The organism is Spiractinospora alimapuensis, assembly GCF_018437505.1.
Lineage (GTDB): Bacteria > Actinomycetota > Actinomycetes > Streptosporangiales > Streptosporangiaceae > Spiractinospora > Spiractinospora alimapuensis.
Map to the genome: position 1 here is coordinate 2328164 of NZ_CP072467.1, position 12889 is coordinate 2341052.

The 12889-nt window shown below is 69.7% G+C and carries 7 protein-coding genes; 3 read left to right on the forward strand and 4 right to left on the reverse strand.

The features are described 5' to 3' along the window. Nucleotides 1-24 precede the first annotated feature (24 nt). Nucleotides 25-738 (forward strand): class I SAM-dependent methyltransferase, encoded by a 714-nt coding sequence (locus J4H86_RS10590; RefSeq protein ID WP_236543977.1) that lies wholly within the window; start codon nt 25-27, stop codon nt 736-738. A 20-nt stretch (nt 739-758) separates the two neighbouring features. Then, entirely contained in the window at nt 759-1850 is a 1092-nt protein-coding gene (locus J4H86_RS10595) for a glucosidase family protein (RefSeq protein WP_236543339.1), read from the forward strand. A 739-nt stretch (nt 1851-2589) separates the two neighbouring features. On the opposite strand, the gene J4H86_RS10600 is transcribed toward J4H86_RS10595, so the two are convergent. The 4 genes from J4H86_RS10600 to J4H86_RS10615 form a co-directional block, all read right to left on the reverse strand. Further along, a complete protein-coding gene (locus J4H86_RS10600; RefSeq protein WP_236543340.1) occupies nt 2590-6057 on the reverse strand; it encodes a transglycosylase domain-containing protein in 3468 nt (1155 codons plus the stop codon). Between the two features lie 221 nt (nt 6058-6278). Further along, nucleotides 6279-6854 carry a class I SAM-dependent methyltransferase gene (locus J4H86_RS10605; protein ID WP_236543978.1) on the reverse strand — a complete coding sequence of 192 codons (576 nt, stop codon included), beginning with the start codon at nt 6852-6854 and terminating at the stop codon, nt 6279-6281. A 104-nt stretch (nt 6855-6958) separates the two neighbouring features. Further along, nucleotides 6959-8101, reverse strand: coding sequence for a pyridoxal phosphate-dependent aminotransferase (locus tag J4H86_RS10610; RefSeq protein ID WP_236543979.1), 1143 nt, complete (start codon nt 8099-8101; stop codon nt 6959-6961). Between the two features lie 160 nt (nt 8102-8261). Beyond that, nucleotides 8262-8642, reverse strand: coding sequence for a BlaI/MecI/CopY family transcriptional regulator (locus J4H86_RS10615; protein WP_269134550.1), 381 nt, complete (start codon nt 8640-8642; stop codon nt 8262-8264). A gap of 606 nt (nt 8643-9248) precedes the next feature. On the opposite strand from J4H86_RS10615, the gene J4H86_RS10620 reads away from it, so the two are divergent. Beyond that, nucleotides 9249-12887, forward strand: coding sequence for a multifunctional oxoglutarate decarboxylase/oxoglutarate dehydrogenase thiamine pyrophosphate-binding subunit/dihydrolipoyllysine-residue succinyltransferase subunit (locus J4H86_RS10620; RefSeq protein ID WP_236543341.1), 3639 nt, complete (start codon nt 9249-9251; stop codon nt 12885-12887). Nucleotides 12888-12889: the final 2 nt, after the last annotated feature.

A 12889-nucleotide genomic window follows, 5' to 3' on the forward strand; every position in this document is an offset into this window, starting at 1 on the left:
ACGATCCGAACAAGTGGAGTTCTCCTGATTACCGTCGACTTCACGCTCTTCCCCGTCTCTGGAGAGCGCCTGCTCGACCTGGGCAGCGGCAACGGCCGGCACACCTTCGAGGCGCTGCGCCGAGGGGCGTCCGTGGTGGCGTTCGACCAGAACACCGACGATCTCGACAGCGTCGAGTCGATGACCGGCGCTATGCGGGCCGAAGGTGAGCTCCCGGAGACGGCGACCTTCGAGGCGGTGCCGGGCGACGCGTTGGACATGCCGTTCCCGGACAACTCCTTCGACCGGGTGATCGCCGCCGAGATCTTCGAGCACATTCCCCACGACACCGCCGCGATCGCGGAAATGTACCGGGTCCTGCGCCCGGGCGGCCTCGCCGTCGTCACCGTCCCGAGCTGGTTGCCCGAGCGTCTGTGCTGGGCCCTGTCCGAGGAGTACCACGCAGTCGAGGGCGGCCACGTGCGCATCTACACGCGGGTCGAGTTGGAGGCGAAGCTGCGGTCCGCGGGCTTCGTCGTCGGCCCGCACCACCACGCGCACGCCCTGCACTCGCCGTACTGGTGGCTCAAGTGCGCCGTGGGGACGGACAACGACGACCACGCCCTCGTCTCCGCCTACCACCGCATGCTCGTGTGGGACATCATGAAGGGCCCCGCGATCACGCGGCTCACCGAGCGTGCGCTCAACCCCGTCCTCGGCAAGAGCGTCGTCGTCTACCTCCGAAAGCCGCGCACCTGACGCCCCACCGAGGAGACCCCATGCCCCACGTCGAGCTGCCCGAACTGCCGGGCGTCCTCGGCGCGGACGCCGTCGCGGCGACCGCCGAGTACATTCGACACAGCCAACGCCCGTCCGGTGCGATCCCCTGGTACCCGGGCGGACACGTGGACGCCTGGGACCACGTGGAGTGCGCGATGGCGCTGACCGTGGCCGGACACCGGGTCGAGGCGGAACGTGCCTACCGGTGGCTCGCGGCCGCGCAACGTCCCGACGGGTCCTGGCCGGCCCGCATCCCCGCCGAGGAGAAGGCGTCACACGCCGAGGCCCACCACGCGGCCTACCTCGCGGTGGGTCTGTGGCACCACTACCTCGTCACCGGCGACGTGGACCTGGTCCGGCACCTGTGGCCCCACGCCCGGTCCGGGGTGGAGTTCGCCCTGGGGCTGCGTACCGACCGCGGCGACGTGCTGTGGGCACGTGCCCCCGACGGCGCCCCCGGGGACCATTCGCTGGTGACGGGATGCGCGAGCGTCTACCACGGCCTGCGCTGCGGCGTCGCCCTCGCCGAGCTGCTCGATCGGCCCCAGGTCGAGTGGGAGATCGCGGCCGCCCAACTCCGCCACGTCGTCGTGGAGCACGAGGGCACCTTCGCCGACCGGCGCCGGTTCTCGATGGACTGGTACTACCCCATCCTCGGCGGCGTCCTGGACGGACGGGCGGCGCGAGAACGCGTCACGGAACGCTGGGACACGTTCGTCGTCCCGGGCCTGGGCATCCGCTGTGTGAGCGACCAACCCTGGGTGACCGGGGCCGAGACCTGCGAGCTGGTGCTCGCGCTAGCCGCGGTGGGCGAAGTGGGCCCCGCGACCCAGCTCTTCGCGGACATGCAGCACCTACGCGACCCGCAGGACGGCGCGTACTGGACCGGCTACCAGTTCGCCCACGACGTCCGGTGGCCCACCGAACGCAGCACCTGGACCTCCGCGTCAGTCGTCCTCGCGGCCGACGCGCTCAGCTCGACGACTCCCGGCACCGGCGCCTTCGGCGCGCTCGCCGCACCGGCCCCCGCCACAGACGCGGCCGGCTGCGGGTGCGCCTCCCACCAGGCCGACGCACACCCACGGGGATAAGCCACCACAACCCCGCGGACCCGTCGGCAACACACCCCGGTTCGGGACGACGTGTGGGTGAGCCGAAAGCCAACCAACGCGCCCCAACCCCACACGCGCAGTGGACGGGACGCCCCCGCGAAGATTCGACGCCCGACAGGCTCCCCTCCCCACACTGGCTCCCGCCACGGAACAACCGGCTGCGGGTGCGCCTCCCACCAAGCAGACGCACACCCACGGGGATAAGCCACCACAACCACGGCGGACGCGTCGGCAACACCCCCGGTTCGAGACAACGTATAGGTCGAGCCGGCAGCCAACCAACGTGCTCCAACACTCCGACGCGCGGTGGACGAGGTGCCCCCGCGAAGGGTCCACGCCCGACACAGTCAACCCGTCGGTGCGACCGGAGTGGGTGGGGTGACGGGTGTGGTGATGGGAGGTTCACCCACCCGGCGCGCCAGGCGAACGTCGCCCGTCGACCGCGATGACTGGAGGCGAGACAGCGAGCGAGAGACGGGACACCTGGGAGGCTCGAGGGGTCGCCCATCATCGCGCTCGACCCGTGGGACCACGGCCCCACGATCACGGATCCCCGCGAGCCACCAGCGGTACGGGAGCGGAGTCCGGCAGGGTCAACCGGCCCGCCAACCCGGGACTCGACCACGACCCGCGCTCGGGACGGCGGATGTGCCGCCCCTTGGCGAACGAAAGGCGGGTCAGGCCCCTCTCCGGGGTCCTGACCCGCCTTCGCGCGTCGTCAGTCGTCTTCTCGGAGTGTGGGGGCGTTCTGGTGCGCGAACGCCTCCGGGCCGTCGGGTGAGCCGGGAAGCTCTGGCATGGTCTCGAGCTCCTCCTCGTCAGCGGGAGGTTCCTCCTCAACCGGAGCTTCCTCCTGGGTCTCCTCCGGCTCGGGCTCGGGCTCCTCTTCGTCGTTGCTCTCGTCCTCAGCCGGAGAGGGCTCTGGCTCGGCGCCACCCCAGTCGTGGGTGGAGCCCTGGCCACTCGGACCGGAGAAGCTCTCGACGTCCTGGCCCTCCAGCGCACGGCTCATGAAGGTTCGCCACACGTCGGCCGGCATGGTGCCACCGGACAACGAACCGTACCCGGGCATGCTGAACGGTTGGTTGTCGCCGTTGTAGATACCGACCGCACCCGAGAGCTGGGGGGTGTAGCCCACGAACCACGCCGCGACACTGGAGTCGGTGGTCCCGGTCTTTCCGGCGGCGGGGCGCCCGATCGACGCCCGGGTACCGGTACCCGAGGTGATCACACGCTCCAGCGCGTAGGTGACGTCCGAGGCCGTGGCCTCACTCATCGCCTGGTTGCGCTCCGGGGCGGGCCGCTGGTCCTCACCGTCCCGGTCGATGATCGACCGCACGACGTGCGGCTCGATGTGCTCCCCACCGTTGGCGAAGGTCGCGAAGCCACTCGCCTGGTCGACCGGGCTGACGTCGGAGACACCGAGCGCGAGGGTCGGCGCGAGCGCCTGCTCCGGCGTGATCTTGTCGTCGGGGATACCGGACGCGTGCATCATCTCCACGACGTTCTCCTGCCCCGCCTGTTGGAGCAGGTGGATGTAGCCGGTGTTCACCGAACGCGCGGTCGCGTCCACCAGGTTGACCCGGGGATAGCTGGCACCGCCCGCGTTCTGCACCGGCGACCCCTCGAAGGTCTGCGGTGAGCTGGCGTCGATCACGGTGTTCAACCCGATGCCCTGTTCCAGGGCGGCGGCCAGCACGTAGGGCTTGATCGCCGATCCGGCCTGCGCCGAGCCACGGAACGCGCTGTCGTAGTTGTCCACCTCGTAACCGGGACCACCGTAGAACGCGAGGACCTCACCCGTCGCCGGATCCACGGCGGTGAGACCGGCGCGCACGCCGTCCGGCAGGTTGTCCACCGGGACGATCTCCTCGACGGACTCCTGGGCCGCCGTCATCATGTCCTCGTCGAACGTGGTGACGATCTCGTAGGCGCCGGTGTCGAGGTCCTCCTCGGTGAGCCCGAGCGTCTCGAGCTCCGTCATGGCCTGCTGCCACATGTATCCGGTGTGGCCCGTGAGCTCCTCGTCGCGCAGCGCGGGTTGGGCGAGAGGGATCTCGGCCTCGGAGCGGCTGTCCGCCTCCAGGGTCTCCTCGTCCATCGAACCGAGCTGGACCATGTGGTCCATCACCGAGTCCCACCGGCCCTCGAGGGAGCCGAGGTTCTCCTGGTTGTCCTCGTCCACGGCGCCGAAGGTGTGCGGCTGCTGGATCGCGGCCGCCAGGTAGGCGGCCTCCTCCGTGGTGAGCTCGGAGACGTCCTTGTCGAAGTAGGCCTGGGCGGCCGCCTGGATACCGAACGCCTGACGACCCATGTAGATGGTGTTCAGGTACTGCTCGAGGATCCACTCCTTGTCCTGCTGCTGGTCCACCTTCAGCGCGATGACGATCTCCTGCAGCTTGCGGTCGATCGTCTGTTCCTGACTGAGGCCCTCGTAGTAGTTGCGCACCATCTGCTGCGTGATGGTGGACCCGCCCTGCATCTCCTCGGCTCCGGTGAAGCGGCTGGTCAGAGTGACCCACAGCGCACGACCCGTACCGCGGATGGACACACCGGGCTCGGTCCAGAAACCGTGGTCCTCCGCCGCCAGTACGGCGTCCTGTACGTGCTTGGGCACGTCGTCGAGGTCGACGGGCTGACGGTCGGTGCCCCGTTCCAGGAACTCCGTCTCGCCGTCGCTGTAGTAGAAGGTCGACCCCTGGTCCGTCGCGCCCTCCTGGGTGGCGTCGGGGACCTCGATCAACGCGTAGGCCGCGCCGAACGCGCCGAGGCCCAACAGGACGACCGCGAACACGGTGATCAGGCCGGCCCGGGTCAGCCGGAACCACAGGGGCCGCTTCTTCTTCGGTCGTTTCTTCTTCTTCGCCGCCGACTTCTTCTTGGTCGCGGAGGACCCCGATTGGAGCGCGCCCGCGGCGTGCGGCGCCACCTCCTGCGGACCGGACGGGCCGTTCGGGCCGTCCCCGCCTGGGGGAATGATCGCCGGGGGGCCACCCGGGCCGCCGGCCGGTGGTTCTCCGCCGGCGCCGTACCCCGCCGCCATTCCGGGACTCAGCGCACTGAACGTTCCCGTCGCTCCCGCACCGGTGGGGTCACCGAAGTCGGGGACCGCGGGGGCGCGGTGGGACTCGAACGGGTCGCCGCCGGACGTCTCGTCGTCGCCGGAGTAGGCCTGACCGTGGTTGTCGGCCCCGCTGACCTCGGCGTGGTCCGACGTGTCGCCGCCGGACGCGAAGGGACCGCTCGCCGCGGCCGAGGGCCCGAACGGATCGTCGTAGCCGGGCGGCGTCGTGAACGCCGACGGTGTCTCCGCCCCGAACCGCTCGGGGGGGTCGGCGTAGTCCGACCGCTCGGAGTACCCGGCGCTCTCGAAGCCGTGACCCTCGGAGGAGTGGGGGCGGTCCGAGGCCGCGTACGGCTCGTCGTAAGGGTCGCGCGTGGGGGCGTCGGGGTAGGAGAACGGCGGCTCCGTGGATTCCGCGCCGCGGTCGGGCGGGGTGAAGACGCTGGTGGACGGGCCGACGTCGGTGCCCCGATCCTCGGAGTCAGCCCACGACGGCGTGGCGTCGGACTCGAACTCCTCCACCACGGAGAACGGTTCCGTCCCCGGCCGTACGTCCTGGTCGGGGAGGTCGGCGGGGTCCGGGATGTCGTTGGCGCCGGTGTCGGTGGCGTAGTCCTCATCGCCGCCACCCGTGGACACCGCGGAGAAGTCGGGATCGGCGTCCGCGGTCGCGGCGTCGTCGTCGAGGGGACGTCCGTTCTCGTCCAGACGTAACCCGTAGTGTTCCGCGAGGTTGCGGGCCACCCGGTCCCGGAAGAAACTCCCGCTGTCGTGGAAGGCGCCGCCCCCCAGGGAGGGCTCGGCCGCGTCGGAGTCGTCGGCGAACGGTGTGGCGTCACCGCTGTCGGGGCTGGACGCGCTGTCGGTGTGGGGGGTGTCGAACGCACCGACGTCGGTGTCCGCGGGGCCCGCGTCCTCCGACGCGTCGTCGGCGAGCTCCGGCTCGTCGGCGTCGTTCACGTGGTCGGCTGACGCCGTGGACCCATCGCTCGGCCCGGACTCCGGTGAGTCCGCACCCGAGGGTATGCCGGATCGCGACTCGTCGGCGCCGGTGTCGGCACCGCTGGTCTGGTCGTCGTCAGCGGACGGGTGGGTTGGTTTTGTGCCGTCGCTGTCGTGCATCTCGCTCAGTTCCTCAGCCCCCAGAAGCCGGGACTCCCCCTATGAAGTCTCGTGAATGCTTCGTCTCATAGCGACGCGCGTGCGGCCGGAACGGACTCACCGTGGAGATCTCAGTACCGTTACGACACCGTGGGGGGACCCTAAACGACACTTCCCGAACACGATACCGCTTCCCGACGTCACCCCGAGCGGAGCATATCCGGCCCGGGTGACATCACGACTCACGGCAGTCGTTCGAGGACGCGCAGCGAACCTGTGGCACTTGTCTCCCGGAAAGCGCCGCTGGCCAGGGCGCGACAGTACACGTTGTACGGAGGGCGCCCTCCGTCGGCGGGGTCGGGGAAGACGTCGTGCAGCACCAGGGCGCCGCCCGGTGCGATGTGGGGACTCCACCCCTCGTAGTCGGTCTGGGCCGCCGTCTCGGAGTGACCGCCGTCGACGAACACCATCCCCAGCGGCGTTCCCCACAGTGCCGCGACGTCGGCGGAGGCCCCCACGACCGTGACGATCGTGTCCTCCATGCCCGCCCGGACCACCGTTCGTCGGAACGCGCCGAGCGTGTCGAGCCGGTCGATCTCGGGGTCCACCAGGGACGGGTCGTGGTACTCCCACCCCGGCTGGTGCTCCTCCGAGCCCCGGTGGTGGTCCACCGTGACGACCTTGACGCCGGCGAGGCGGGCCGCGTGCCCCAGGTACAACGTGGACTTCCCGCAGTAGGTACCGATCTCCACGATGGGCCCGACCACGGAGTACTTGGACGCCGCGTCGAACAGGGCGCGCCCTTCGTCCTCGGGCATGAAGCCACGCGTCGCGTTGACCACGTCACGCAGTGCGCGCGGCAGGACGTCGGTGGGCTCGCCATCGCGGCGGCCGACATCGGCCACGAATTCGCCGCCGGGGTTCACAGGGTCGCGCCCAGGCGGCGCACCGCTTCGTCCAGTACCTCGTCGCGCTTGCAGAACGCGAACCGGACGAGGTGCCGGCCCTCCTCCGTGTTGTCGTAGAGGACCTGTGCGGGCACACAGGCGACGCGGCTGCGTCGCGGAAGGTCGCGGGCGGCCTCGATCCCGTCGCGGTAGCCCAGGGGACGGATGTCGGCCATGACGAAGTAGGTCCCCGAGCTCCGCTGCACGGTGAAGCCGGCGTCGGCCAGACCCGCGGAGAGGCGGTCGCGTTTGTCGGCGAGCGCGCTGTTCTGGGCTTTGATCCAGTCCGCCTCGCCGGTCAGTCCTTCGGCGAGGGCGAGCTGCAGCGCGCCGTTGGCGCTGAAGGTGAGGAACTGGTTCACGGTGCGCACCGCGCGCAGCAGCGGCGACGGCCCCATGACCCATCCGGTCTTCCAACCGGTGACCGCGAAGGTCTTGCCCGCCGAGGAGATGGAGAGCGTCCGTTCGGCCATGCCGGAAAGCGTGGCGAGCGGAACATGGGGCTCATCGTCGTAGGTGAGGTACTCGTACACCTCGTCGGTCACCGCGATGACGTCGTGCCGTTGGCACAGCTCCGCGACCAGGGACAGTTCCTCGCGGGTGAACACTGTCCCGGTGGGGTTGTGCGGAGAGTTGAGCAGCACCATCCGAGTGCGCGGCCCGAAGGTGGACCGCAGCTCGTCGGGGTCGAAGGTGAACCGGCCGGTGGCGTCGGGGCGCAGGGCGACGGGCCGGCGCACGCCGCCGGCCAGCGAGATCACCGCCGGGTAGGAGTCGTACATCGGCTCGAAGACGACGACCTCGTCCCCGGGCTCGACCAGGCCGAGCACGCTGGCGGCGATTCCGGCGGTCGCGCCCACCGTCACGTAGATCTCCGTGGCGGGGTCGAGGCGCTGGCCGTACCGGGCGGCGCGTTCGGCAGCGACCGACGCGCGCAGCTCAAGGTGGCCGTCGCCCGGCGGGTACTGGTTCACCCCGTCGGTGAGGTGCCGGGCCGCGGCCTCGCGCAGCGCCTTCGGTCCGTCGGTGTCGGGGAACCCCTGGCCGAGGTTGATGGACTCGGTGGCCACGGCCAACTGCGTCATCTCGGCGAAGATGCTCTCGCCGTAGGCGCGCATCCGCGCTACTCGTAGGTCATCCACAGCACGAGCATAGGTGGACGGGTGTCGCGGCTCACGACGCGGGCGAGGGAGTGTGGACCGATCCCCGCTCACCGCCGGGTCCACTCACCCGGGGCAACCACCCCGGTGGCCGACGCCACCGACGTCGAGGGCGGCACTAAGGGGTCGCCCGTCGCGGACGCGGGAGGCCGTGCAGGGCTCGGCTGATGAGGCGTCGCTGTTCCTCGGAACACCGCTCGATGAACCGCGTCATCGCGGTGCTGGGGTCGTCGCTTCCGTCCAGGACCTCCAGCATGAGCCGCGCCGTGTGGTCGCCGCGGTCCTCCTGTGGCCAGTACCGCCAGGCCCGTCCCGACTTCTCCCGGTGCAGCATCCCCTTGTGGAACAGGATGTTGGTGACCGTCATCACCGTCGTGTAGGCGACCTCGCGGTCGTAGAACATGCTCGCGCGGATGTCCCGAACAATGAGCGGTTGCTCGGCACGCCACAGCGCGTCCATGATCGCGAACTCGAGTTCGCCGAATCCCTGCTGAACCACTCCGTGTCCACCTCCGCGGCGCCATCGTAGGAAGGCGGCATCGACTGCGAGGAATTTCACCGACATGCGTACCGTTTGGCGTCGCACACACCCGAATCAGCGGCCTGGGGCACCTGTGGCCGTGGTTTCGTCGGCCCCGTGGCCGGGAGGGGCCACCGATACGGCGCCCGCGCACCGACCGCGTCACCGCGCGTGGACCGGTGCGCGCGGCCGCCCGACACCCCGGCCGTCGGCACGAACTCCGACGTTCTCACTGGTGAAGGCTAGTTCGCCCCCCAGGACGACTTCTGCGGGGCCCGGCACTGGGTCCGGCCGGCGGAACCCCCGTGCCCCGCCCGCCGGACCCAGCCGTCCTGCCGGGCCCCGCACATTCACTGCGACGCGGCGAAACCCCCCACGGTTCCCGTTCTCCGCGAAGAACATCGGGGTGAACGAGCGGAGAGTCACCACCCCAGGCTGGGCACACTCGTGACAAAACTCGGTAACCTGTGGCCGGGAGACCGTCCACCGGTTCCACCGGCCAATGTCGCGTCACGGTGGCGTGGGGTGCGGCCGTCTCCGCAACCATCAGCAGCACGCGAGCACCGGAAGTGGGCGATCACCGCCGTGTCGTCTGAGTCGTCGCAACCCCCCACGGATTTTGGACCGAATGAGTGGCTGGTCGAGGAGCTGTACCGCAGGTACCTCGACGATCCGAACTCAGTAGATAAGGCCTGGTGGAACTTCTTCGCCGACTACAAGTCGAGCAGCGCCACCGGGGCGTCGTCGGCCAGCGCCGCCACGACTCCCGCGGCACCTCGGGCCGCGGCGGGCTCGTCGAGTCGCCCCAAGGCCGAGGCCACAGAGCAGGAGGCCGGGGAGCAGGACGACCTGCTCGCCGTCACCACCGAACGCATGCGCGGCACACCCGCCCGCACCGCGACGAACATGGAGGCCAGTCTCGGCCTGCCCATGGCCACCAGTGTTCGCTCGCTGCCGGTGAAGCTGCTGTTCGACAACCGCATCGTCATCAACAACCACCTCAAGCGGGCGCGCGGCGGGAAGATCTCCTTCACGCACATCATCGGTTACGCGATGGTGAAGGCGCTGAGCACCGTACCGGCGATGAACTCCGCCTACGCCGAGGTGGACGGTAAGCCGGGGCTGGCCACGCCCAAGCACGTCAACCTGGGCCTCGCCATCGACATCCCCAAGTCCGACGGCACCCGTCAGCTCCTCGTGCCCAACATCAAGGGCGCGGAGGCGCTGGACTTCAAGGAGTTCTGGACCGCCTACGAGGAGGTCGTGCGCAAGGCCCGCGCCGGCAAGCTCGCGGTCTCCGACTTCCAGGGCACCACGATCAGCCTCACCAACCCTGGTGGCATCGGTACGGTGCACTCGATTCCCCGGTTCATGCAGGGGCAGGGCGCGATCCTCGGTGTGGGCTCGATGGAGTACCCGGCCGAGTTCCAGGGCGCCGCCCCGGAGACCCTGAACCAACTGGCCGTCAGCAAGATCATGACGCTGACCTCCACCTACGACCACCGGATCATCCAAGGTGCGCAGTCGGGTGAGTTCCTGCGGCGTATCCACCAGCTCCTGCTGGGCGAGGACGGTTTCTACGACGAGATCTTCCGCTCCCTGCGCCTGCCCTACGAGCCGGTGCGCTGGGTCCAGGACATCTCCATCAACCGCGACACCGAGTTGGACAAGGCGAGCCGGGTCCAGGAGCTGATCCACGCCTACCGGGTCCGGGGCCACCTCATGGCCGACACCGACCCGCTGGAGTACAAGCAGCGCCGTCACCCGGACCTCGACGTCCTGGAACACGGACTCACCCTGTGGGACCTGGAGCGCGAGTTCCCCACGGGTGGATTCGGCGGCAAGCCCGTCATGCGGCTGCGCGACATCCTGGGTGTCCTCCGCGACACCTACTGCCGCACCGTGGGCATCGAGTACATGCACATCCAGAGCCCGGAGGAGCGGGAGTGGATCCAGGAGCGCATCGAGCGCCGTGGCCACGACACCGTCTCCCGGGACGAGCAGCTCCACATCCTGCGCCGCCTCAACAGCGCCGAGGCCTTCGAGACGTTCCTGCAGACCAAGTACGTCGGGCAGAAGCGCTTCTCGTTGGAGGGCGGAGAGTCCCTGATCCCCCTGTTGGACGGGGTGATCTCCGAGGCCGCCCGCAGCTCCCTGGACGAGGTCGTCATGGGGATGGCCCACCGGGGCCGCCTCAACGTGCTGGCCAACATCTGCGGCAAGTCCTACGCGCAGATCTTCGGTGAGTTCGAGGGCAACATCGACCCGCGCAGTTCGCACGGGTCGGGTGACGTCAAGTACCACCTGGGCACCGACGGCGTGTTCGAGACCCCGACCGGGGAGAAGATCAACGTCACGCTCGCTGCCAACCCCAGCCACCTCGAGGCCGTGAACCCCGTGGCCGAGGGCATCGCCCGCGCCAAGCAGGACCTGTTGGACAAGGGCCAGCACGGCTTCACCGTGCTGCCGGTCCTGATCCACGGCGACGCGGCGTTCGCGGGCCAGGGCGTGGTCGCCGAGACCCTCAACCTGTCCCAGCTTCGCGGCTACCGCACCGGCGGCACCGTGCACGTGATCGTGAACAACCAGGTCGGCTACACCACCTCGCCCGAGGACAGCCGGTCCAGCGTGTACTCCACCGACGTCGCGCGCATGGTGCAGGCCCCGATCTTCCACGTGAACGGCGACGACCCCGAGGCCGTGGTGCGCGTCGCGCACCTGGCGTTCGAGTACCGCCAGGCGTTCAACAAGGACGTCGTCATCGACATGGTGTGCTACCGGCGTCGGGGCCACAACGAGGGGGACAACCCCGCGTTCACCCAGCCGCTGATGTACGACGTGATCGACGCGAAGCGTTCCACGCGCAAGCTCTACACCGAGGCCCTGATCGGCCGCGGCGACATCACCTTCGACGAGGCCGAGCAGGCGCTGCGGGACTACCAGGACCAGCTCGAGCGGGCCTTCGTGGAAACCCGGGAGGCGTCGGACCATCCGGCGCAGTCCGGCGCCGTCGTCCGTCCGGAGACCTTCGACGAGGGCCGGATCGACCACGCCGACGCGCCGACCGCGATCTCCGGCGAGGTCCTCAAGCGGGTCGTCGACACCCAGCTCAACCTGCCCGAGGGATTCTCCACCCACCCACGGCTCGCACCGCAACTCCAGCGGCGCGCGCAGATGGTCACCGACGACGCCATCGACTGGGCCACCGGAGAGATGCTGGCGCTGGGCTCGTTGCTGATCGACGGGCACCCGGTGCGGCTGGTGGGTCAGGACACCCGCCGTGGCACCTTCGGCCAGCGCCACGCGGTGCTGGTGGACCGCAAGACCGGCGCCACGCACACCCCGCTGAAGGCCTTCGACCAGGGCACGTCGAAGTTCTACGTGCACGACTCGCTGCTCAGCGAGTACGCCGCGCTGGGCTTCGAGTACGGCTACTCGGTCGTGCGCCCCAACGCGCTCGTCGCCTGGGAGGCCCAGTTCGGCGACTTCGTCAACGGCGCGCAGACCATCCTGGACGAGTTCCTCTCCTCCGGTGAGCAGAAGTGGGGCCAGCGTTCCAGTGTGGTGCTGCTGCTGCCGCACGGCTACGAGGGCCAGGGGCCGGACCACTCTTCCGCACGGATCGAGCGGTTCCTGCAGATGTGCGCGCAGGACAACATGACGGTGGCGCTGCCGAGCACGCCGGCGAACTACTTCCACCTGCTGCGGTGGCAGGTCCGTTCGTCGCTCAGCCGTCCGATGGTGGTGGCCACGCCCAAGTCGATGCTGCGCCTGAAGGCCGCGACGTCGCCGGCGTCGGACTTCACTTCCGGGGCGTTCCAGCCGGTCATCCCGGACACTGGGGACCTGCAGGCCGACGACGTCCGGCGTGTGGTGCTGTGCTCCGGCAAGATCTACTACGAGCTGGAGGCGGCGCGGAAGGCCACCGGCGATCTCAGCACCGCCCTGGTCCGGGTCGAGCGCCTCTACCCGTTGCCGATCTCGGAGATCCGGGAGCAGCTCAACCGCTACCCCAACGCCGGCGAGGTGCTGTGGGTGCAGGAGGAGCCGGCGAACATGGGGCCGTGGCCGTTCGTGGCGCTGACCTTCGCCGAGCAGCTTGACCGGCCGTTCGCCCACGTGTCCCGTCCGGCGAGCTCCGCTCCCGCGGCGGGGTCGGCCAAGCGGCACGAGAACGAGCAGCGGGCGCTGATCGACACGGTCTTCCCGCCCGCGGATAGCTGAGG